This window comes from Hyunsoonleella sp. 2307UL5-6, from assembly GCF_047345485.1.
In the GTDB taxonomy this organism is placed as follows: Bacteria; Bacteroidota; Bacteroidia; order Flavobacteriales; family Flavobacteriaceae; genus Jejuia.
In genome coordinates, this window is record NZ_JBLFEN010000001.1 from 267670 (window position 1) to 291106 (window position 23437).

The following is a 23437-nucleotide window of genomic DNA, read 5'->3' on the forward strand; positions in this document are numbered from 1 at the left end:
TTATACACATGCATTCCAAATAGGATCATCTGGAGGAGGTGCAGTAACAGTAATTTCTTCTTTTTTAACCGGATGTATAAAAGCAATATGTCTTGCATGTAAATGTATGCTTGCGTCTTTATTACTTCTGCTAAAACCATACTTGAGATCGCCTTTAATTGGGCTTCCTACAGTAGCTAATTGTGTTCTAATTTGGTGATGCCTCCCAGTTTCTAAATTTACTTCTAATAGTAAATAATTATCTAATGTTTCAATGGTTTTATAATGTAAAATGGCTTGTTTACTTTCTTTAATTTCTTTAGAATGTGCGTAGGATTTATTGTTTTTAGGATTTTTTTTAAGCCAATGCACAAGCGTGTCTTGCGGTTTTGGTGGTGCTTGCTTTACAACTGCCCAATAGGTTTTTTTAATCGCTTTAGAAAGAAATAATTTATTAAGCCTGGGCAATGCTTTACTAGTTTTTGCAAACATAACAATGCCAGAAGTTGGTCTATCTAAACGATGCACAGTACCTAAATATACATTTCCAGGTTTATTGTATTTATGTTTAATATATTGCTTTACTACATCACTAAGCGGTGTATCACCCGTTTTATCACCTTGAACAATATCGCCTGCGCGTTTATTTATGATGATAATGTGATTGTCTTCATAAAGTACTTGAAGATTATCTTTATTTGAAAGGATTTTTGTTGACACAGATTTTTCTTTTTTTTTCGTTAAGACGCAAAGATTATCATGATTGAGTGGAACTGGATATTGCGACTGCGACTGAAAACTTAATAAGATTCACTCTCATTTGGGAAATCCTGAGTTTTCACATCATCTACATATTGAGATATGGCGTTAGACATGTCTTCGTATAAATTTAAATAACGTCTTAAAAATCTAGGATTAAATTCATGCGTCATACCAATCATGTCATGGAGTACCAAAACTTGTCCGTCTACACCAGGGCCAGCACCAATACCAATAATAGGAATGCTAACACTTTCGGCTACTTGTTGTGCTAATTTTGCAGGTATTTTTTCTAAAACAATAGCAAAACAGCCTACTTTTTCAAGCATTTTTGCATCTTCAATTAATCGATCTGCTTCTTGCTCTTCTTTTGCTCTAACTGTATATGTTCCGAATTTATAAATAGATTGCGGTGTTAAACCTAAATGCCCCATTACAGGAATTCCGGCATTTAAAATCCGTTTAATGGATTCTTTAATTTCTTTACCACCCTCTAATTTTACAGAATGTGCACCACTTTCCTTCATGATTCTAATAGCAGAACGTAAAGCTTCTTTAGGATCACTTTGGTAACTACCAAAGGGTAAATCTACCACTATAAGTGCACGATGAATGGCACGAACTACAGATGAGGCATGATAAATCATTTGATCTAAAGTAATAGGAAGTGTTGTTTCATGACCTGCCATAACATTACTAGCAGAGTCTCCAACAAGTATAACGTCTACTCCAGCGCTATCTACAATTTTTGCCATAGTATAATCGTAGGCTGTAAGCATAGAAATTTTTTCACCAGTAGATTTCATATCAACAAGTGATTTTACGGTAACGCGCTTATATTCTTTTTTCGCTGTAGACATAATATGATATTTTTTTTATTGCAGGTAAAAATACTAAATAATGCTATTGTACATCATTTAAATCTATTTACTTCTTTAGTCATTTATTTTTAAAAAAATTTAAATGCTAATGGAATTTACTATTTCATGCCAACATAAATAGATAGCAATTATGGATTAATAGAATTTTACGCTTTTTTAAATTGATGTGGTTTATGTTAGCTATCTAACATAAACCACTATTCATAAACTTTTGAGATATCAGCATGTTTCATAAAATTTTGTTAAAGTTATTTTTTCATAAAAACTTAAATTACTGATATGCAATGTCTTAATATTTAATTCCTTCTGATTTTTTATTTGCGCTCCATGTAATTTTGTAAGTAAACGGTTAGCTTTCTACTAACTCTGTGTTAAGAATTTGAAAAAAAATAAAATATACTTTTTAACATCTTATTACTCAGTTTTGGCCAAAACAAAGTGATTTTTTTAAAAGATAGAATTATATAAAAAACAAACCAAAAAATTATAATTCATCAAAATAATTTAAAACAAAAAATAAAATGAAAAATTTAAGAAACAGTACAATAGCCATTATGATGGCAGTTTTAGGCCTAACTTCGTGTGATATAAATGATGATGGTGATACAATAATAGTAGAAGAAACTCCAACGGCTGCAGCGCTTTTGTTAAGCAGTATTGAAAGAGATGGCGGCACACCATATGATGCTAGTAATCCTGCATTATCATTTACAAATGCTGAAAATGTATTTTTACCAAGTATATTAGGTATCGATTTTAGAATAGATAGAAGCGTGGTTCCTGCAGGACCTACAGCAAGATTCCCAATGTTTCAAGGGTGGGAAGTTACATCTAATGGACCTAGAGAAGCTTATTATGTAATTACAGAAGCATCTGATAGTGAATTAGCTAGAGAATTAGGGGTAATATTCGCTCCAAGAATGGCAAATGCAATAGGTAGTGGCGGTGAGCAAAACTCTCAATGGTCTGACGATGGTAGACTTGTATTTGAAGGTACTGTAGATTTTTCTCCAAAACGATCTTTAGTAGCAGGAGGCGCATCAGAAGATGGTTTATTAGTTGGATTTCCTCCAGCAGAAGTAAATCCTGGTGCTATTGCAGATGATAATTGGTCGTCTTATGTTGTACTACCAAATTCTAATATAGTGATTAATGCACAATTAGTAGCTAACAGTACAGGTATACACGATAGAATCCCTCATCCAGATGGTAATAGTCAAGCTCAAGAAGATGATCTTAATAATCCAAATTTTGCACCAGACCAAGCCTCTGTTGTAATGCAACTTTTAGACGGATGGCATGATGATAAACCGTATTACTTTCATATTGTAACAGATACATCTGATCCTGCACCAGCAGCAATTGAGTTAGGCGTTTTTGCACCAAAATTAGCTAATCTACCAACATTTGGAGTGTTTCCAGGAGGTTCTATGTTACCTTTTAGCCCAACAGCTAACGGACGAACGTTTGATAACGGTGATGGACTTGGAGTACAAGGTTTAAATACTGCTTCTTTAAGTGACCGTCAAGTACAAGATCCTACAAACACATTCCCAATAGACCCAAGTGATACAAGATATTCTCCAATGTGGGATGCACATATCACTGAGTTTACAGTACCAGAAGCTGAGCGTCCAATTTTAACAAGTTTCGATCAAATTAATGAGCTTTTAGAGCAAGGTATTTTAATTCCTTTTAGAGGTAATGCGAATCCTTCTCCTTTAGCAAACTCATTATCTGATATGTTAACTGCAACAGGAGCAATAATTAATTGTCCAGTTATTACACAACCAGAAGAAAGTGTTATTGGAACACAAATAGGTTCACCAAGAAACTAGTAGTATAGTATTATAACGCAAATAGCGTTTCATACCTATAAAAAAGTCGAGAACGATTAATTGTTCTTGACTTTTTTATTTTGAATAAAACTAAGTTTGTTTAGAATAGAACACAGGAATATATAAAGATATTTAGCCTATTTTCTTTTAATAATCTTAAATGATTTTTCACTACCGTTTTGATTTGTTTTTAAAATATAAATACCGATAGATAAATTGTATCCATTTATGGGTAATTTATAGTTTTGATTATCTTCTGAAATGGTAATGGTTCCAGAGGTAATAGCACGCCCCATAATATCGTATAGTTCATAAACAAAAGGCTCAGACTGAGAAAGACTTACTACTCGAAGATTAATTGTATCTACAAACGGGTTTGGATAAACAGATGCATTATAAATATCTTCTTCCTCTACTACAGTAAAAGGATCTGTAATTGAAATTTTTAGTTCACTTAAACCAAAACATGCACCACCAAAATTAGATGTAGGTGTTATCAATACATATCGTGCTTTGGTTGCATTAAAATCTGGACCTTCAACACCCTGATATGTTGATGAACCAGGAGCTTGTTCCATATTAAAAGCGCCTAAGTTTTTCCATGTAACACCATCTAAAGAATAATCTATATTAAATTCATTTATACCATAATCGAGATGTTTGGGTTCGTTGGTATTCCAAAATTGTGTCTTGTTAAGTACGTAATCATATCCTAAATCGTACATAATCCAATGTGTTTCTCCATAAGACGAAATTGGGTTTTGTGACGGCTCACAAGATACCCATCCGTCAAACCAACTGGTACTGTGCCTATCTGGAAAACATTGTGCTTCTGTGTTTTGCAACCCAGAAATAAAAAGTACTATTATGTATATATATAAATGTTTCATCATGTAATATTCATAAAGCCTAATGGTGCTGTACCACTATTTGTATCATAAAAGTTAGATAGATTTGGTAATACCATATTTAAGTCTGACCGTGATACACCAAACCATAAGGCTAATTCTGCCATATATAAATCTGCAGCAGTAGTAGGTACAAGTATACCATTTCGTAAATCTAAATCGCTATCTAGGGCAAGAGTAGGGTAGTCTCCATAAATTTCTTTACCGTTTACAGCGCCTCCCATCATAAAAGCGTTACCGCCCCAAGCGTGGTCGGTTCCATTACCATTAGATGTTAATGTTCTAGAAAAGTCTGAAACACTAAAAGTCGTTACACAATCATTTGTATTTAATTCAAACATTAAACTATTAAAATAACTTAAAGCGTCATTAACTTCTTTTAAATTGTCGCCATGACTAAGTAATAACTCGTCGTGATTATCAAACCCACCAATTTCAACAAAAAATATTTGCCTAGAAAAACCAAGCGTATCTCTAGCGCCAATAGTTTTAGCAACCATACGTAATTGTTCAGCTAAATTATTGTCTTCTGGTAGAGGCGTTATAAAATCTTGCACGCCATCTACAGCGCTTTGAAATGCTAAATTGGCATCGTTTGAAGCTTTAACTGTATTTTTATAGGTGTTTTTATAAATATCTTGATAGTCTTTTTCTAGCATAGAGTTTAGGGCATCAGTTTTTAATTCATTAAAAAAACCATTACCACCATATCCATTTATCCCTACGCTACCTGAGTTTTTAATAGTGTAAGGCGTTATTTGATCACCACGCTGAAATATATTAGTACCGCGTAGCGAAATATTCATGGATATATTTTCGCTAGAATTCATTGATTGCACTAAATCTGCAATTTTACCACCCCAACCAATATTTGAGCGTTCTCCAGGATTTCCTGTTTGCCATTGTTGAGATTGGTCTGAATGTGAAAACAACCCAAGTGGTGTTTTTACTAAATTATTTCTAATATCGCTTTTTGTTGACGGTTCAACCAATGTACCGACGTTTGAAAGAAAGGCTAAATTACCACCTTCAAATAGTTGTTGCATATCAGCAAGTTGCGGATGTAAACCAAAAACCCTACCATCACTAGTATTTGGGTTTATTTGTAATATATCGTTTTGCGGAATTGCTAAATTTGATCTGGTAGTTGCGTATTCGCTATACTCATTGTTTCCTTTTGGAATTAACATATTAAAGGAATCGTTTCCACCGCTAAGCATTAAGCAAACAAGCGCTTTATAATCACCACCATAGGGTATTATAGCCGAATTATCGGTAGCAGCTGCTGCCATTGCTTTCAAATTTATTAATGAAGAAAAAAGCGTAGTATAGCCCAATGCAGCGCATGAGTTTCCTATAAATTTTCTTCTAGACATTGTGTTTTTTTTCTTCGCCATAGGTGTTATTTAAGTATGACATAATCTGGACTAATCATTAAAAGATATAGTGCCATTTTTACTCTTAAGTCTGTTTGGGTAACGTCATCATTCCAACCTCTTGTTATGCCTTCAACGGCATCCACAATAATTTTTTTGGTAGCATCAGATAATTGACCACGTGTAAATAGTTTATCTAATTGATTTACTAAAACTTCACTATCTCTTGCATAATATTTTAGACCTTCAAAATCTAATGGTGTGCCATCAAGCTCAAGACCCCAAGTTCGCAATACGTCGTACCATCGTACATTTGTCCATGCATCAACTTGATTTAAATAATTGATACTTGTAGCTGAGTTATGAATTTGAAATTCTGGAGCTACTAGATTAGCATTTGCAAATTCACTATTAGGCACATATTCTGGTAGAAAAAAGTTAAATACACTAGGTGCAGATAGTGGTGCTTGTTCTGTACTTCTATAAAAATCGTAGCCGTTATTCCAAAAACGTCCGTCATTATTTTCTAAATCTATTTGGCGTACCACATTAAAATAACGCATCATTGGTTCAATCATCTTGCCACTCGTTGGGTTTTCTATCCAACTACAGCTTCTGGCTTCTTCATCTAAAAGTATGGCTTTTATAACTGCTTTCATATTACCTCTAACCCCTTTTGTATTATTAAAAGCGCTACTTACACGAGATACATATCCAGGTGAAGGATTTGATGTTATTAATTGTTGAATTAAGCGTTTTGCAATAAAAGGTGCTGTGTTATTATGATTAAATAAATGATTGATTGCTGCATCTATATCTTGCATTCCTGATTGTCCGCTTGGTATTGTGTAACCATTTAGTAATTGTTTAGCTCCAGGTTCGTGCCACTCATCATACATTATCATTGGTACATCTTTTCTAGCTTGGTAGTGGCCCAATCCAAATCTAGGTGTTCTATCTGAAAAGTCTTCTACCTCAGCAGGTCCTAATCCTGTAAATACTTTGGCAAATTCTTTTATATCATCATTATTATATGTTGGAATACGATTGCCTTGTCCGTCTAAAACATAAGTACCATTTTGATTTAGTTCGTAAAGCCCAATGGTAAATAACTGCATGATTTCTCTTGCGTAGTTTTCATCAGGATGAATATTTCTGTCTGGAATACTTTTTGGGTTGTTATAATGACTTAAGTAAATACCCATCATAGGATGTAGCGTGACCTCTTTTAATATATCTTTAAAATTCCCAAAGGCATTATCTTTTAATATGTCATAATAATCTGCTAGACCAATGCCATAACCAGATAGATTAGATTCTTTAGAAATAACCAGAATTTCGCTTAATGCTAAAGCAATTCGTTGGCGTAATAAATCTTCATTATTTATATTACTTTGCCACCAAGCGTACATAAAATAGAGCCAATTTGGTGTTTCAAAATCGCTAGCATTTCCACCGTTAGAGATATGTATTTGGCGCGCTTCTTCAAAAATGTCTTGAGATAGTTGTTGCAAGGGTTTTGATGTTATGGAAAACTGATTGTCTATCCAATCCTCAAAAGGTAATTCAGAAACCGTTTTTATATATTCTAAATCTGTACCAAACGTAGTTTGTGCTAAAAAACGAGACGTTTCTAATAATTTACTATCTAAACCTTTACCATTTATAGTATTTATAGCATCTGCTCGTTCTCTCCAATCGTCTTTAGTGTGTTGACTGCTAGAGGTTACCGTAATACCTTTACTATGGCCTGCACCTAAATAATCTCTATAATCTTGTGCATAAATATTAAAAATTAAACAAACTAGTGTGTAGCGTAAATATTTTTTCATGAGTTTTAGTTGAAGTAATCAAAAAATGTAGTCTTTTTACTTCTTAATACGTTCAAATATAGGTAATTATAGGGTTAATGAATTATTTTTTCGATGAATTACATTTTTTTAACACTTTAATTTAGAATATAGTAGGCTGAATGACAAGGTATTGCTTATTTATGACATTTAAAACGCTAAAATGTATAAGTTGTTGTAAATCAGTAATATTAGTTTTCTAAAGTAATACAAATAGGTAATACGCTTTTTGAGGCTTCTTTGTGTTTTTATTACCGTTTGTATGAATATAAAATTGTAAAATTTTCGGTATAATGTGATATTAGTTATAGTTTTATCAAAAAAAAAGCACTTTCAAATTAATGAAAGTGCTTTGATTATTTGTTTAGATATTTGATTTATATCACCTAGATTTATCTTATATCAAAGGATTTAACTGTACTAGCATCCATTACTACATCAAAATTTGAAGTATCAAGACCATCAACATCATCTGCAGGAATAACTACTACTCTAAATGCTTGATTTTGCGTCCAAACGTTATCTAAGGTATTAAAATCTACTGTACCATCTAAAAAGAACCTAACGTTCTGTTGGGTAAAATCGAAATTGTAAACTAAAACACCGTCGTTAAAATATTCAGTTTGTGTTAATAGTCTCCAAATAGGTTCGCCTTCATCGGTTTCCCATTCAATGTAAACTAAAGTTACATCAGAAGGAAAAACCTCAAATCCATAAGATTCTACAAACTCAAAATTGTTATCCGCATTAAAATTAACTTCAATTTCAAATGCAGAAGCTACAATAAGGCCGCCATCTTCACCATTAATTCCATCAAAACCATCAAAACCAGGAGGGCCTTGGGGTCCTGTACAAGATGTAAATAATAGGGCTAATACTGCAATACAAGATATAATATGTTTCATAATTATTGGGTTTTGTAGTCATAGTGCAAAGGGTATACCAAACTAGTTACTTTTTTAATAATGTTTAAAATTAAATTTATGACATCATGTCATATTTTTTGTCATGGCATAATCATTGACTTAAACTAATCGAATAAAAAAAAACACAACATTTCCGTTAAAACGGAATATATAACACAATAAAAAATATATTATGAGTAAAATTATTGGAATCGATTTAGGAACAACCAACTCTTGCGTTTCGGTAATGGAGGGTAACGATCCTGTTGTAATCCCAAATGCAGAGGGTAAGCGTACTACGCCATCAGTGATTGCATTTGTAGAAGGCGGCGAGATTAAAGTTGGAGATCCTGCAAAAAGACAAGCGGTAACAAACCCAACAAAAACGGTTTATTCTATTAAGCGTTTTATGGGTAATAAATATTCTGAATCTAAAAAAGAAGCAGAACGTGTACCATATAAAGTAGTAAAGGGTGATAATGATACACCTAGAGTTGATATTGATGGGCGTTTATACACACCACAAGAATTGTCAGCAATGATTCTTCAAAAAATGAAGAAAACCGCTGAAGATTATTTAGGAACTGATGTAAGTAGAGCTGTAATTACAGTACCTGCTTATTTTAATGACAGTCAGCGTCAAGCTACTAAAGAAGCCGGTGAAATTGCTGGTTTAAAGGTAGAGCGTATTATTAATGAGCCTACTGCTGCGGCATTGGCTTATGGTATGGATAAAAAAGGGACAGACCAGAAGATTGTAGTTTTTGACTTTGGTGGTGGTACGCATGATGTATCTATCCTTGAGTTAGGTGATGGTGTATTTGAAGTATTATCTACTGATGGTGATACGCATTTAGGAGGTGATGATGTTGATGAGAAAATTATCAACTGGTTAGCAGATGAGTTTAATGCTGAAGAGAATATGGATTTACGTAAAGATCCAATGTCTTTACAACGTTTAAAAGAAGCTGCTGAAAAAGCCAAAATAGAATTATCATCGTCTTCTCAAACCGAAATTAACTTACCTTATATTACAGCTACGGCTAGCGGACCAAAACACTTGGTGCGTACTTTAACACGTAGTAAATTTGAGCAATTAATTGATGATTTAGTAAAACGTACGATTGAGCCATGTGAATCAGCACTTAAAGCTGCTGGTTTAAGTAAAAGCGATATTGATGAAGTGATTTTAGTAGGTGGTTCTACACGTATTCCTGCGGTACAAGCAGCGGTTGAGAAATTCTTTGGAAAAGCACCAAGTAAAGGTGTAAATCCTGATGAAGTTGTATCTCTAGGAGCTGGTATACAAGGTGGTGTATTAACTGGTGATGTTAAAGATGTATTACTTTTAGATGTAACACCATTATCTCTTGGTATCGAAACTATGGGTAATGTATTTACAAAGCTTATTGAAGCGAATACTACCATTCCAACCAAGAAATCGCAAGTATTCTCAACAGCGGCTGATAACCAACCATCGGTAGAGATTCACGTATTACAAGGTGAACGTGCTATGGCAGCGGATAACAAAACTATCGGACGTTTTCATTTAAGTGATATTCCACCAGCAAGACGTGGTACACCGCAAATTGAAGTAACTTTTGATATTGATGCTAATGGTATTATTAAAGTATCTGCTGAAGATAAAGCTACTGGTAAGAAACAAGATATTAGAATTGAAGCATCTTCTGGATTAACTGAGGAAGAAATCGCGAAAATGAAAGCTGATGCTGAAGCAAATGCTGATGCAGATAAAGCTGCAGCTGAAAGTGCTCAGAAATTAAACGAAGCAGATTCTATGATTTTCCAAACGGAAAAACAACTAGAAGAGTTTGGGGATAAATTATCTGATGATAAAAAACAACCTATTGTTGACGCTTTAGAAGAGCTTAAGAAAGCTTATGAAACTAAAGATTTAGAGGTAATTACACCTGCTTTAGATAAAATAAACGAAGCTTGGAAAGTAGCTTCTGAAGAAATGTACAAAGCACAAGCCGAAGCACAAGGTGGCGCTCAACCAGGTCCAGATGCTGGAGCAGGTGAGCAAGCACAAAGCGAAGGTAATGATGTTGAAGATGTAGATTTTGAAGAGGTAAAGTAAATAAAATAGTATTTTGAATTAACAAAATACGTGATTGCATTTATCCCGTTGAAAAACGGGATTTTTTAAAGCAGAGAACCAATATTGAATTCAATCAAGATTATCTTTACAGCTTATTCCAAACAATATTGGAACCTATTACATAAGTATGAAGTCTGTAGACTGAAGCTAGAAGTAAAAAACGCAATCATTTATGGTTGCGTTTTTTAATAAATAAGATAAAGGGTAGGTATTTCAATTGTGAAGCTGTTATATAAGTAACACGCTTAAACCAAAAACGATGAACTTAAAACCTAGTATTATTTTTTATGCTTTTATATTTCTAGCAAGCTTTTGTATTTTAAATGCACAGGAAGACAAGACAATGTATGTTTTTGGGCATAGCCTAATTGTGCATGATCCTCCTGCAATAGCAACACCAAGCAATGAAACTACTGTTCCGCATTGGTTACATTTTTTAGCTCAAGAAGCAGGTAATTCTATAGCGGTAAGTGGGCAATATGGGTTTTTAAGACAGCATGATAATCTACCTCCGATTTCTCAATGGGGTTTTGATAGTGTGTTACCAGCATGGGATTCTGATGCAAACTCATTTTCCAGTGCAAATTTTGATACAATTTTACTAACAGCTGGAAACTTTATTCAAGATCAAAGCTCGAGTGCGCCATATTATGATGATCCAAACACTACGCCATTATCTGCAACTTTAACTATAATCGATTGGTTAGAAACTAATGAATCTACAGCAGTAACTTATATATATGAAAATTGGCCAGATATGGCAGGTTTTGTTGAAGGAGAACTTTTCCCAGCTTCTGAAAGCGAATTTCAAAATTATAACGATTATGTAATTGATGATTTTCATGATTGGTGGATAGAATATCATGATTTTATTCAGACAGCACGTCCTTCAGAAAAAGTGAGAATGATTCCTGTAGGACCAATAATTGCTAAACTATTAACACAAACACCCTTAAACACTATTCCCTTTTTAGAATTATACGAAGATAATGCTCCACATGGTAGGCCAACGTTATACTTTTTAGCTGGTTTAATAACATATATGGCCATATACGAACAAAAAGCACCCGTAAGTTTTATGATTCCAAATACGGTTAGTGTAGTAGTGCAGACTCATTTTCAAAGTACTATTGATTTTATTTGGGATGAATTAGTATTATTTAACAATTTTGATGGATCAAGTAGAGTGTTTACAAATGTTGTTTTAAGTTCTAATGTTGTTTTAGATCCAAATGAAGTTGAAGTTTATCCAAACCCAGCAAATACTATCCTTAATATTCAAAAGCATTCAGATTTAGAGCGTATAGAAATGTACGATACCAAAGGAAGGTTAGTTTTGATTAAAAATGGGAATATACCAAAGACATTAGATATATCTTTTCTATCAAAAGGGGTGTATGTTTTAAAGTTGAAACGTATTGATAAAGCTATTTTGACTAATAGATTTGTTAAAAACTAAATTAACCCGTTTTGCATTTTGAGTTGAAATAAACAATGTAATGTCAGTTCGAGTGATTTTTTTGATAAAAAAATCGTATCCAGAACCAATTCCTATTAAAATTCTTATTATCGATACAAATTTCACTCATCTCAATCGTGAAATTCATCCGAATTGATAGTATTTTTTCAAAATACACAACAGGTTAAATTAATAAAGTAGCGTCTTACATACAAGTGTGAAATAATTTAGGATTTATATTTCTAGGAAACAAAATGAAATTTTGTTTTTAAAATAAAGCCCTAAAGATTTTGTGATAACCCAGAATCTTAAATTACAAACAAAACATTATCTATTTACTTCAACACATGTTTAAAAGCTCCCAATTATTCTTTATTGCAACATATTCTATAAAGAATGCTTTATTTGTTATAAAGAATAATCAAATCTAATCCTATATTAGCATAAGCCAATCTTTACATTAAAATCAGATTGGAATTAATTCATTTAAAACTTAACTAGTATGAAAAAAATTACTTTTTTATTTTTATTTACCTTAATCAGTTGTTTTTCTTTTGGGCAAACACTGCTTATAGATTTTGAAAACCAATCTTTTGATCCAGATACTGGAGAAGTATCAAACGATTTTAGTTTTGGTAGAGTAACAACAGGAAACAATAGATTCAATAATCCTCCTTATGAAGCTAACCCATCTGTAGATGCTACAAATGGTTCAGCAAGAGTAAGGGAAGTGAATGTTGCGGTTACTAACGATGGATTTGGTTCTTATAGAATTATATTTAGAAATAATTTTGACCTCAATGCAGAATCGTTTTTCTCATTTCTTATGAGATCTGATCAAAATAATACTAATATAAATATTCAAGCTGCTAATAGCGATCCGAATGCTGAACCTTTCCATGGTGGAGATGTAACATACACTGGGAATGGTGACTGGCAGTTGGTTGAGACCACTTTAACAACATCTAACGGTGGAAGTGGTGTATACCCAACTTTACAATTTAATCCAGCTGAACCAACTAATGGTGCTTATTCATTTTTTATTGATGATTTAACTATAAGTTCTGTTACTACATTATCTAGTAATGAATTTAATAAAACCAATGCATCAATATACCCAAACCCAGCACGTTTAGCAGTTAACATTAGAGCAAATATAACTGATAAGAAAGCTCATATTTATAATGTAAGCGGTAAATTATTAGCAACAAAAAACATTACGGGGGATTTTAATTCTGTTGATGTATCTAGATTATCTCCAGGAATGTATTTTCTAGTATTAGACAGTGGTTCTTCATTTAAATTTATTAAGGAATAAATATTCTTAATAATTGTCTCTCACAAAAAGGTTAGTAATTTTACTAACCTTTTTTTTTTAAATACCCTTAATTAAAATTAATACATCTAAGTTTGTAAATTAAATAAAAATTAAGATAATTTTTATTAAAATCTTGATGGTATTGACTTCTTTAAAATCAACAAACACTTCCTACAAGCCAAAACGATTAGCTGTTAAACTAAACTCTAAAGGAGAAAAATTTGTTATAAATAAACATCCTTGGGTATTCTCTAATAATATCATAAAAATTAGTAATGATGCTAAAACAGGAGATTTAGCTGTTATTTTTAGTAAGAATAAAAATCGAGTTATTGGTTTGGGATTGTATGATGCTAATTCTCCAATCCGTATTAAAATGTTGCATTCGGGTTATGATAAGGTTGAAATTAATGCAGATTTTTTTAAAAATAAAATACAAAAAGCGTTTAAAATACGAAAACCTTTATTAAAGACCAACACAAATAGTTACCGCATATTATTTGGTGAGAATGATGGTTTTCCTGGATTAATCGCAGATGTTTATAATACCGTTTTGGTTGTTAAGCTTTATTCTGAAATATGGTTACCTTATTTAGAAACTATTATTACAAATTTACAACAAACTTCAAAAGCAGAAACTGTCGTTATTCGTTTAAGTAGAAGTTTAGAACATTCTAAAGCACATCAATTCAAAAATGGAGAAGTGGTATATGGTGTTTTAGAAAATGAAGTGGTTAGATTTGTCGAGCATGGTGTTAATTTTTCTGCAAATGTGGTTAAAGGACATAAAACAGGTTATTTTTTAGACCATCGAGCCAACAGAAAGCAAGTAGGCGAGTGGAGTAATGGAAAAACTGTGTTGGATGTGTTTTCATATGCTGGTGGATTTTCAGTTCATGCTTTGTCTAATGGCGCTAAAGAAGTAACAAGTTTAGATATTAGCAAACAAGCTTTAGAAATAGCAGTAGAAAATGGAAAATTAAACGCCTTTTCTGGAAGGCATACAACAATAGCTGGAGACGCATTTGTTGAATTGAAGCAACTTATTAAACAAAGAATTACTTTTGACGTAGTAGTAATAGACCCACCAAGTTTTGCAAAACAAGCTTCTGAAATAGAATTAGCTAAAAAGAAATATGCGCAATTAGCTGAACTTGGTGAGAAATTAACCGCTAAAAACGGATTATTGGTTTTGGCTTCCTGCTCCTCTAGAGTGTTGGCTCAAACTTTTTTTGATATCAATTCTCAAGTATTGTCGGCAACAGGTAGAGCTTATAGTATCAAACTAAAAACCCAACACGATATAGACCATCCTATTGGGTTTCCAGAAGGAGCTTATTTAAAAACGGGGTATTACTTTTTTAAAGTTTAGTAAATTCTAAATAAACGTACCCTTTGTGTCAGTATTTACCGTAATTACCGTATCCTTACTTTTAATTTTAACGCGGTATTCTTGGTTTAATAAGTCATCATCGCAATGATATTTAACAACATAAACATCTTCTAGAATACTACAGTTAGGATATTTCTTCGAGATAGCTTGCATTACAAGTTGAGGTAATTTAATATTATTATATTTTTCAAATGTCTTTACAATTTTTCCATCTTTATTGAAAGAAGCTATAATTGTACCTCCATTTATTTCAAAAGTTACTTTGTAGATGTCATCTTCAGAATCATATAAATCGGACAATTCAGAATGATCGTAGTTAAGCAAGGTTTTTTCTAATTTTTTAACGTAATTTCAAGTATTCTCAAAATCTATCATATTTAGATAGTTTGCGTTAATAGAAATTACTGTTACAGGAAGTTCTACATTTTGGGAATAACCAAATAAAGTAAAACTTAGGCCGAATAGAAAAAATAATAAAGCTCTCATGATTGTAGTTTTATAGATAACATTTTTCAAAATTAACTATGCATGCATAATAAAAAAATGATAAATATCATGTTATCAGTGAATTATATGATACTTTATTTTTAAAATCTATAACCTATTGATAGTCAGTTACTATGCGTGCATAATATTTTGTATATTTGAAAAAACTTTTTTTGATGGCTACAATATTGACAGATTTACTCAAAATTAAACACCCTATTATTCAAGCTCCTATGTTTTTAGTATCAAATGTAGCTATGGTTACTGAAGCGATGAAAGGAGGAATAGCTGGTTGTATTCCAGCTTTAAACTACCGAACACTAGATGAATTACGAGAAGCATTAAAAGAATTAAAGCGAAACAAAGTAGAAGGCGGTTCTTTTGGTTTTAATTTGATTGTAAATAAATCGAATGTGAAATACAAAGGACAACTGGCGGTGATTTGTGAAGAAGGATGTGATTTTATAATTACATCTCTAGGAAGTCCTGAAGAAACCATCAAAGAAGCGCATAAGGTTGGAATAAAAGTGATTTGTGACGTAACAGATTTAAAATTTGCAAAAAAAGTAGAAGGCTTAAATGCCGATGCAATTATAGCGGTAAATAATGAAGCCGGTGGACATCGTGGTAATATATCACCAAAGGCATTAATTGAACAGTTAAGCGCTAATTGTAATATTCCGATAATTTCTGCAGGAGGTGTTGGTACAAAAGCAGATATAGATAAAATGCTAAGTTACGGTGCTGCTGGTGTTTCTGTTGGTAGCCCTTTTATTGCCTCTACAGAAGCTAATGTTACCCAAGATTATAAACAAGCCTGTGTGGATTACGGAGCAAAAGATATTGTGATGACAGAGCGTATATCTGGAACACCGTGCACAGTAATAAATACACCTTATGTTCAAAAAATTGGAACAAAACAAACATGGTTAGAATCTATTTTAAATAAAAATCGAACGCTCAAAAAATGGGTAAAAATGATTCGCTTTTCTATTGGTATGAATGCTACAAAAAATGCAGCCACAAAGGCAACTTATAAAACGGTTTGGGTGGCAGGTCCAAGTATAGAACACACAAAAGCCATTTTACCTACCAAACATATTATTGATAATTTATTAAATTAGAGGCTGTGAGGTTAATTATAAAATTAGTAATAGTTTTAGTTATTGGCCTTATTTTGTTTTTAACTGGTGTCTTTTTTTATATTTTTTATGAATCTAAAACAGATGTTTCTGAAAATCCAAAATTTTCTAAATATCTAGAAAAACCAATTGAAATAAAATCTAAAAGCACACTACGATGGAATAAAAACAAGTTGAGATTTTGTAACTATTCGTTGCAAGCTAACGAAGATTCAAATTTTGAATTAGAAGACATAAAATCTGTAAAAAAATATAAAATAGGTGATTTTATAGTTTTTAATAAAGCACTTAAATTTAGTAATATGCATGTTGGAGACACATATTATTTAATTGGAAATGATACTTTACCAAGTGGAGTTATTATAGAATTTGAATATTATACTAATTCACAATATTCAAGTGAAATTTGGGAAACAGAAGCTCTTTTCTTGAAACGTATTAAAAATAATTAATAAGCTTCCTATATTTATATTATCTATTATCTAGATATTTTCATTTATTATAGCTTTTGGCTAAAAGTTTTAGTTGTTAAAGGTTTTATTTCAAAAACCATATCTTTTTTTTGAATTTCATTACGCATCATGATGCAAGTATAGCCAATATTTGACGTTTCTGTAATTCTAATTCTAAATATCTTACCAATAGCATATTCTAATGATGGCTTGGATACTTTTGTACATGTAAGTATAAATTCACAATCGGATAACCACGTTATTGAATTGTGTATTACAAGTCCAGTTTTTATGTTTTTTTCAATCTGTTCGTTATCAGTTCTTTTAATTTGCCAATCGGAATAGTTGCTATTAGTATATTCAAAAACTCCAACTTTATAATCAGAACATTTTTTTTCTTGACAATAACTAACATTACTTAGCAATGCAAATACAATTAAAATTAGAGATTTCATGATAATATTTATTTTGGTTGACAAAATAAATATACATAATTCTTACAATTAAAGAAAGATAATACTTAAAAAAATGAATTTAAACCAGAAAAAACTTCAAATTATCGATAAATTTTATGTTTCACAATCTTAATCGTATGTTGAATCTTATAATAATGGAGGTATTGTAAAAATCAGAAACAATAAAAATCCCTACAAGTTTATAACAATACTACTGTTAATTTTAACTATTTAAGTCATTCAAAATTAATACCATTTTACCAAATATAGTCCAGCAAAAACAGCAATAAAACCGATGGCAAAACTACCTACAGTATATAGTGCAAAACTTACAAAATCTCCGTTTTTTAAAAATATGTTGTTCTCATAAGCAAAAGTAGAGAAGGTTGTAAAACCACCACAAAATCCAGTAGCTAATAACAAGGTATGGTTTTGTGTAAGAGCATCGCTTTTAGCTGCTAATCCTAAAATAATACCAATTAACAAGCTACCTATTATGTTTACTACAAAAGTTCCATAAGGTATACCATTGCTAGCAGTATTTAAAAACTTGCCAATAATATAGCGTAGTACACTGCCTAAGCCGCCACCTAAAAAAACTAATAATGCTTGTTTCATTTATAATAATTACACTTATTAAAAAAATTTGATACGATTAGAGAATTATTGAATGTATAATAGCATAATTTAAAAATATAATTTATTTCGTGCATTATTTTATAGCTACATATATTTCGGTTAGCCAATTTGCAGGATTGGGCGTTTGCATCGGATCGTTAATATAAGATTCTAATGAAGGTCCATTTTCGTCAACAACTAATCCGTTTTTTTCTATATAGGTCATCGTAGTTTCCCAAGCTTCTCGTAAATTAACATAATTACCTTGCAATGTTGTTTTTATAGCTTTAAAAGGTTGTAACTGCCCAGTGAGTATATCTGCTTCATTAGAGATAATTTTTGAAGTTGTAGGAATGCAACAAGAAAACATTACTGTATTATTCGCTATGTCCCATTTGTGATAATAATTAAATGGTGCACCTGCCATTTGTATATTATTTTTCATGGCGTAATCCCCTAATTTAGGCATCATTTGTTGAATATGTTTTGGCATGTCTGGGATTTTACATGACACTGTATTGTAAATATAAAAACCACCACCATGCTCAGTTTCTCCATTAATAGTAATACTGTACTTTTTCATGCTTGCTACTAAAATACTATCTAACTTTTCTAAACTACGCTCGTAATGCGGACCAATTTGCTTTTCCATGCCACCCATTAAAACAGAAAAAAACTTGAAATCGAATGGTAAGTCCTTTCCAGAAATAGTCCACGATGTTTCCGTAGTACCATCTGTATTTGGAGTAAAAGTCCAAGTGACGTCAGAAGGAGGGAAATCAGCAAATTGCATTTGCTGTTTTATAGATGTATTTGGTGTAGCTCTGATAGTTTTTAATGTGCCAACACCATCTTTATCTTCCCATGAGTAAGAGCCTCCAACACCAGAGGTTTTTTCTGGTAATATCATTTTCATCTCAGGATCAGCTTCAGCCCAAGACGACCAAGATTCCCAGTTTTTATAATCAATTACATTATTATAAACTACAGAAGCTGGAGCATTAATAGTTTTAGTTCGAGTTACTTCAAAAGAGTTAGGTTGAACAGCAATGTAAATTGCTAAACCAATTATAGCAATTAGCAATAAAAAGAAAATATACTTTAAAGCTTTCATTTTTAATGGTTTGATTAGATACAAACAAATATAAGTATTTTAAAAATTTGAATTAATGAATTATTGTATATATCTATTACTAAAAAAATTAAATAACTAAATATTGAAATTTCTTTTGAAGTAGTATTAATTTCAAATTATTAGAGGTTTTAAATATTTTACAAATTAAAGTTTAATAAAGTTATAATAACTAAAAACATACTAGCATTATTTTACTTCAATTTATAAGTTAGATAATTTGATGTTTGTAAAAAATTAATGTTATTTTTTTTAAAATTTACTGTATGACTATAGATTAATCTACTGATTTAAAATAGATAGTTTACATATGTCCTGCTTGTAGTTTTGTAGGACCTGTTATAGTAATTGATGCAGATTGCGGACTTGTCATTACTTATAAAAACAAAAACAGAACCTTAGTTAAGGTTCTGTTTTATTATTAACACTAAAAACTAATAATATAATATTTACAATAATGAGCAAGCTAATTATTAGTAATATCTTCATATTGTTTGATATTGATACTAATAAATAGATGCAATACTTTATGAAAGGTTGCGTAAAAAACTTTTGTTTTTATAATAATTGACAATTTCTATGATTTATTCACAGACTTTTTTAGATCAAATAAATTAAAAACCACCCGTTGTGAATTTTGAAAAAATTCTGTCAATTCGAGTGAATTTAACGATTGAAATGAGTGAAATTTGTATCGAGAATAAGAATTTTTAATATGATTTATTTCTCGATACGATTTTTTTATCAAAAAAATCACTCGAATTGACATTACACTGTTTATTTCAACTCAAAATGCACAACGGATTAAAAACCTTATTATTAGATACTTGTAGTTAGTTACATGAATTTAGAATCTTATTCATCAAAGTATATTTGATTATTAAACAGGTGTTTAAGAATTTATTTTTAATGATAAAAAAGCTAGATAGATTCAAAACAAACATCCGTTTAATTACAATAAAAACTTAATAGCTGCAATAAACGCTATAAAACCAACAAAGGCAACGAGCATCCAAATACTACCCTTATAAAACTTTTGGTGTAGTTTTAAATCTCTTCGGTAAGTATATCCAATAATTATAGCAAAAACCACAAAAAATATAATTCCGAAAATCATTTGACCTTTACTGAACATAATTGTTATTTTTATGCAAATTTAATTAATAATGATGAGATTCTCACTTTATTGAGAACTACAAAATAACTATTTATGAAAGATAAAATTGAAGCCGTAAAACAATTTCACACAGCATTTAAAATAGGTCATAGAGAAACTCCTAAAGCAGATTTAGGAAACGATAAAAATACGTTGCGTTTTAATTTAATGAAAGAAGAAAACGAAGAGTATTTTGAAGCTGCAGCTAATAATGACCTAGTAGAAGTAGCCGATGCATTAGGCGATATGCTTTATATTTTATGCGGTACAATTATAGAGCACGGTATGCAACATAAAATAGAGGAGGTGTTTGAAGAAATACAACGTAGTAACATGAGTAAACTAGGAGAAGATGGACAACCCATTTACAGAGGAGATGGTAAGGTATTAAAAGGGCCAAACTACTTTAAGCCTAATATTAAAGCTATTTTAGATAAAAAGTAGATTAGATTTTATACTATTTTATGCGACTTCAAAAAATTTTAAAACCTATAATTTGTTAATATTATATATGATGTCTTAGTCAATTATTCTTAAAAAATCTAAAAACAAAAAGAGAAGCAATTTGCTTCTCTTTTTTAGTTATTTAAGTATCGCTTCCCATTTGTGAGCGAATAGGAGAGGTTTTTTAAACCTTATAACGCCATCCAAAAGGATCCTCACCTTTATTGGTTTGTATATCTGTAATACGTGTTTTTAAATAATCAGCATACGTACTTTCAAGTTTAGGTAACTCATAATCTTCACCTTTATAACCAAAACCAGAAATTGGTGAAATAACCGCCGCAGTTCCTGCACCAAACATTTCTTTTAAAGTACCATTTTTAGCAGCTTCAACTACCTCAGTAACCGTAAGTTTTCTAACTTCTACTTTAATGTTTTCACTTTCAGCTAATTGAATAATACTTTTACGTGTAATACCATCTAATATCCTATCACTAGTTGGTCCTGTAATTAAAGTGTCACCAATACGTACAAAAATATTCATGGCACCAGCTTCTTCAATATATTCGTGTTTATGATCGTCTGTCCAAATTACTTGCTGATACCCCTTAGCTTTAGCTAATTGCGTTGGGTAAAATTGTCCCGCATAGTTACCACCAGCTTTTGCAAAACCAACGCCACCATCAGCAGATCTAGAGTATTTTTCTTCAATTAACACTTTTACCTCTCCAGAAAAGTAAGAGCCAGAAGGTGCTGTGCAAATAATAAATTTGTACTCATCTGCAGGAGAAGCGTGAAACCCTTGTCCTGATGCAAATATAAATGGACGTATGTATAGCGAACTTCCTTTTGTGGTAGGAATCCAATTTTTATCTAATTTTAATAATGCAACCAAACCTTCCATAAAATAGGCTTCTGGTAATTCTGGAATTGCCATACGTTCTGCCGAAATATTTAAACGTTTACAGTTATCTTCAGGTCTAAATAACCAGACATTCTCATCAACATCTTTGTAGGCTTTCATACCTTCAAAAATAGATTGTCCGTAGTGGAAAATCTTAGCTGACGGATCTAAAGTAACTGGTGCGTAAGGCATAATTTTTGGCGTATGCCATTTACCATCCTTATAATCACAAACCAACATGTGGTCTGAAAATACGCTACCAAACTTCAGATCATCAAAATCCACCTCATTAATTTTGCTGGATGTTGTTTTTATAATCTCAATGTCGTTGATTATAGTACTCATATCATATTCATTTAGCTTACAAATTTATAAAATTCATTTTCAAAAAAGCGGTATATTTACATAAAAGCATTAAAATTAAAATTTTTAAATAATGAGATTCGTAATACTTATGTTACTCTGTAGTTTAGCCGTAATGTCATGCAAAGAAAAATACACAAATTTTGGTAAAGAAATAGTGCCAAATGATGCTATAAATGCAAAATCTATGGCAGCACATTATGAGACCATGCAACAAGGCGATAGTATTAACTCTAAAATAAGGGCAAAAGTTATTAATGTATGTCAAGCAAAAGGCTGTTGGATGACTCTAGATTTGGGTGATAAAAAAGAGGTTATGGTAAAATTTAAAGATTACGGTTTTTTTGTACCAAAAGATATTGCAGGTAAAGAAGTAGTTATAAATGGTAAAGCCTATGTTAATGAAATCTCTGTAGATGAGCAGCGCCATTATGCAGAAGATGCTGGAAAATCTAATAAAGACATTGCCGCAATTACAACACCAAAACGCACCTATTCTTTTGAGGCAGACGGTGTTTTAATCACAAAATAAATATTATTTCAATTTTGGGCGCCTACCTACCTGCAGTATTACAGTGAGGTTACCCACGCGGGGTTTGCTTTCCAATGTATTTTTGTTTTTTGATATTCCTGTGAAAGTAGAAATATATAATTTAACTATCTAAAACGTTAATGAGTAATTAACATCTATATAAAAAAAAGGATGCTGTTTCAATCCTTAATGCAAATCAACTTTTCAACTTTAAGTAACACATACATGAAACGTGAAATTATAATAACTGACGATGGGTCATCAACCATACACATTCCTGAGTGGAACGAACAATACCATTCCAAACATGGTGCCATACAAGAAGCCTATCACGTGTTTATAAAACACGGGTTACACCATCTTTCTCATTCTCAACTTAAATTAAAACATAACAATTCAATAGCTATACTGGAGATAGGTTTAGGTACAGGCTTAAATGCTTTTATAACTTGTTTAGAGGCCGAAAAACTTAAACTAAATATTAACTATGTAGGAGTAGAAGGTTACCCTGTTAAGTCAGAAGAAATCTCACATCTTAATTATGTAACCCAATTAAATGCGAAAAAAAAACAACAAATATTTGAAAAAATACATAATACAACTTGGGAAGAAAAACACCAATTAAATACAAACTTTGTACTAACTAAACAGCAAAAAATGTTTAAAGATATTAATGTCCAAAACGAATTCAACCTCATATATTTTGATGCATTTGGCGCTAGAGTACAACCAGAATTATGGACAGAACCTGTATTTAAAAATATGTATAATGCTTTAAAGGAAAATGGCGTACTGGTTACTTATGCAGCAAAAGGTAGCGTGCGTCGTGCAATGCAATCCGTCGGGTTTACTGTAGAAAGACTTCCTGGGCCACCAGGTAAAAGGGAAATGTTACGGGCTACTAAATAATTTTTTTGAATTATTGTGTACATAAAAACTTCTTTACGTTTATTGTAAATCATGAT

General features: G+C 31.6%; 22 protein-coding genes. 10 read left to right on the forward strand and 12 right to left on the reverse strand.

Annotation, left to right across the window (positions count from 1 at the left end):
* Together ACKGJY_RS01175 and panB are read right to left on the reverse strand one after the other, a co-directional pair.
* Entirely contained in the window at window positions 1-699 is a 699-nt protein-coding gene (locus ACKGJY_RS01175) for an RluA family pseudouridine synthase (RefSeq protein ID WP_413972012.1), read from the reverse strand.
* Window positions 700-779: 80 nt separating this feature from the next.
* On the reverse strand, window positions 780-1598 hold the full coding sequence (gene panB / locus ACKGJY_RS01180; RefSeq protein ID WP_413972013.1) for a 3-methyl-2-oxobutanoate hydroxymethyltransferase: 819 nt from the start codon (window positions 1596-1598) through the stop codon (window positions 780-782).
* A 542-nt stretch (window positions 1599-2140) separates the two neighbouring features.
* Here panB and ACKGJY_RS01185 point away from each other — a divergent pair.
* Complete coding sequence (locus ACKGJY_RS01185) at window positions 2141-3457, forward strand: hypothetical protein (RefSeq protein WP_413972014.1); 1317 nt, start codon at window positions 2141-2143, stop codon at window positions 3455-3457.
* Between the two features lie 137 nt (window positions 3458-3594).
* On the opposite strand, the gene ACKGJY_RS01190 is transcribed toward ACKGJY_RS01185, so the two are convergent.
* The 4 genes from ACKGJY_RS01190 to ACKGJY_RS01205 form a co-directional block, all read right to left on the reverse strand.
* Window positions 3595-4350: a discoidin domain-containing protein gene (locus tag ACKGJY_RS01190; RefSeq protein WP_413972015.1), complete on the reverse strand. Its 756-nt coding sequence runs from the start codon at window positions 4348-4350 to the stop codon at window positions 3595-3597.
* Window positions 4347-5762, reverse strand: a complete 1416-nt coding sequence (locus tag ACKGJY_RS01195; RefSeq protein WP_413972016.1) for a DUF1501 domain-containing protein — start codon at window positions 5760-5762, stop codon at window positions 4347-4349. Before ACKGJY_RS01195 ends, ACKGJY_RS01190 begins: the two co-directional genes overlap by 4 nt.
* 5 nt (window positions 5763-5767) lie before the next feature.
* Complete coding sequence (locus tag ACKGJY_RS01200; protein ID WP_413972017.1) at window positions 5768-7573, reverse strand: DUF1800 domain-containing protein; 1806 nt, start codon at window positions 7571-7573, stop codon at window positions 5768-5770.
* A 410-nt stretch (window positions 7574-7983) separates the two neighbouring features.
* On the reverse strand, window positions 7984-8496 hold the full coding sequence (locus tag ACKGJY_RS01205; protein WP_413972018.1) for a hypothetical protein: 513 nt from the start codon (window positions 8494-8496) through the stop codon (window positions 7984-7986).
* A gap of 193 nt (window positions 8497-8689) precedes the next feature.
* Between ACKGJY_RS01205 and dnaK the strand changes: the two genes are divergently transcribed.
* The 4 genes from dnaK (at window position 8690) to ACKGJY_RS01225 (ending at window position 14767) form a co-directional block, all read left to right on the forward strand.
* Complete coding sequence (dnaK, locus tag ACKGJY_RS01210) at window positions 8690-10597, forward strand: molecular chaperone DnaK (protein ID WP_413972019.1); 1908 nt, start codon at window positions 8690-8692, stop codon at window positions 10595-10597.
* A 280-nt stretch (window positions 10598-10877) separates the two neighbouring features.
* The gene (locus ACKGJY_RS01215) at window positions 10878-12077 is read left to right on the forward strand and encodes a T9SS type A sorting domain-containing protein (protein WP_413972020.1); all 1200 of its coding nucleotides are present in this window, start codon (window positions 10878-10880) and stop codon (window positions 12075-12077) included.
* A gap of 502 nt (window positions 12078-12579) precedes the next feature.
* Complete coding sequence (locus ACKGJY_RS01220; RefSeq protein WP_413972021.1) at window positions 12580-13395, forward strand: T9SS type A sorting domain-containing protein; 816 nt, start codon at window positions 12580-12582, stop codon at window positions 13393-13395.
* Window positions 13396-13537: 142 nt separating this feature from the next.
* The gene (locus tag ACKGJY_RS01225; protein WP_413972022.1) at window positions 13538-14767 is read left to right on the forward strand and encodes a class I SAM-dependent rRNA methyltransferase; all 1230 of its coding nucleotides are present in this window, start codon (window positions 13538-13540) and stop codon (window positions 14765-14767) included.
* Between the two features lie 6 nt (window positions 14768-14773).
* Here ACKGJY_RS01225 and ACKGJY_RS01230 read toward each other — a convergent pair whose 3' ends face one another.
* Complete coding sequence (locus ACKGJY_RS01230; RefSeq protein WP_413972023.1) at window positions 14774-15112, reverse strand: hypothetical protein; 339 nt, start codon at window positions 15110-15112, stop codon at window positions 14774-14776.
* 338 nt (window positions 15113-15450) lie between these two features.
* Here ACKGJY_RS01230 and ACKGJY_RS01235 point away from each other — a divergent pair, with 338 nt between their 5' ends.
* Window positions 15451-16398: an NAD(P)H-dependent flavin oxidoreductase gene (locus tag ACKGJY_RS01235; protein ID WP_413972024.1), complete on the forward strand. Its 948-nt coding sequence runs from the start codon at window positions 15451-15453 to the stop codon at window positions 16396-16398.
* Window positions 16399-16403: 5 nt separating this feature from the next.
* Window positions 16404-16868, forward strand: a complete 465-nt coding sequence (locus ACKGJY_RS01240; protein ID WP_413972025.1) for a hypothetical protein — start codon at window positions 16404-16406, stop codon at window positions 16866-16868.
* A 47-nt stretch (window positions 16869-16915) separates the two neighbouring features.
* Here the strand turns inward: ACKGJY_RS01240 and ACKGJY_RS01245 are convergent, their stop codons facing one another.
* From ACKGJY_RS01245 to ACKGJY_RS01260, 4 genes are all read right to left on the reverse strand, one after another.
* Window positions 16916-17323: a hypothetical protein gene (locus ACKGJY_RS01245; RefSeq protein WP_413972026.1), complete on the reverse strand. Its 408-nt coding sequence runs from the start codon at window positions 17321-17323 to the stop codon at window positions 16916-16918.
* 246 nt (window positions 17324-17569) lie between these two features.
* Window positions 17570-17941, reverse strand: coding sequence for a fluoride efflux transporter CrcB (gene crcB, locus ACKGJY_RS01250; RefSeq protein WP_413972027.1), 372 nt, complete (start codon window positions 17939-17941; stop codon window positions 17570-17572).
* Window positions 17942-18035: 94 nt separating this feature from the next.
* Window positions 18036-19055: an SRPBCC family protein gene (locus tag ACKGJY_RS01255; protein ID WP_413972028.1), complete on the reverse strand. Its 1020-nt coding sequence runs from the start codon at window positions 19053-19055 to the stop codon at window positions 18036-18038.
* Window positions 19056-20025: 970 nt separating this feature from the next.
* Window positions 20026-20208 (reverse strand): hypothetical protein, encoded by a 183-nt coding sequence (locus ACKGJY_RS01260; protein WP_413972029.1) that lies wholly within the window; start codon window positions 20206-20208, stop codon window positions 20026-20028.
* 75 nt (window positions 20209-20283) lie between these two features.
* Here ACKGJY_RS01260 and ACKGJY_RS01265 point away from each other — a divergent pair, with 75 nt between their 5' ends.
* Window positions 20284-20673, forward strand: coding sequence for a hypothetical protein (locus tag ACKGJY_RS01265; protein WP_413972030.1), 390 nt, complete (start codon window positions 20284-20286; stop codon window positions 20671-20673).
* 184 nt (window positions 20674-20857) lie between these two features.
* On the opposite strand, the gene ACKGJY_RS01270 is transcribed toward ACKGJY_RS01265, so the two are convergent.
* Window positions 20858-21922: a branched-chain amino acid aminotransferase gene (locus tag ACKGJY_RS01270; protein ID WP_413972031.1), complete on the reverse strand. Its 1065-nt coding sequence runs from the start codon at window positions 21920-21922 to the stop codon at window positions 20858-20860.
* A 91-nt stretch (window positions 21923-22013) separates the two neighbouring features.
* Between ACKGJY_RS01270 and ACKGJY_RS01275 the strand changes: the two genes are divergently transcribed.
* Together ACKGJY_RS01275 and mnmD are read left to right on the forward strand one after the other, a co-directional pair.
* Entirely contained in the window at window positions 22014-22472 is a 459-nt protein-coding gene (locus tag ACKGJY_RS01275; protein WP_413972032.1) for a DUF4920 domain-containing protein, read from the forward strand.
* A gap of 225 nt (window positions 22473-22697) precedes the next feature.
* A complete protein-coding gene (gene mnmD / locus ACKGJY_RS01280; protein WP_413972033.1) occupies window positions 22698-23381 on the forward strand; it encodes a tRNA (5-methylaminomethyl-2-thiouridine)(34)-methyltransferase MnmD in 684 nt (227 codons plus the stop codon).
* Window positions 23382-23437 lie beyond the last annotated feature (56 nt).